This window comes from Aeromonas sobria, assembly GCF_050266975.1.
Lineage (GTDB): Bacteria > Pseudomonadota > Gammaproteobacteria > Enterobacterales > Aeromonadaceae > Aeromonas > Aeromonas sobria_B.
Window position 1 is genome coordinate 1 of sequence record NZ_JBKISU010000104.1, and the last position, 452, is coordinate 452.

Here is a 452-nt window from a genome sequence, read left to right on the forward strand (position 1 = left end):
AGCTAGGCTTTGCTTATCTCATTAGATTTAAAGGAAATGTTTTGGTTGGTTACCCTGGTGTAGAGCAGGTTCCAGCTCGGGACTGGCTAACGCCGACCGGGCGCACCCGAACCCTCAAAGCGGTGGAGCTAACTGGGCAGCGACAGCCTGTCGAACGGGTCTATTGTTGTCATAAGAGTGGCATGAAAGACGCGTGGTTTCTGGCCAGTAACCGGACCGACCTGAGCGCCGCCAAGGCGTTGCAACTATACGGCCAGCGCTGGGGTATCGAGACCAGTTTTCGTGATATCAAAGATTACAAATTCGGCATGGGTATGGGAGATGTGCACATCAGTAATCCGGTCCGGCGCGACCGACTGTTTTTATTCAGTGCCCTGGCCATCGTCTTGCTGACGCTGCTGGGTAAGGCTGGAGACAGTGTCGGTCTAGAGAGAACGATCAAGGTCAATACC

The 452-nt window shown here is 53.8% G+C and carries 1 protein-coding gene; it reads left to right on the forward strand.

The features are described from left to right. The coding region (locus tag ACLHZ1_RS20625; RefSeq protein ID WP_427263542.1) for a transposase at positions 1 to 452 on the forward strand (452 nt) is incomplete at both ends.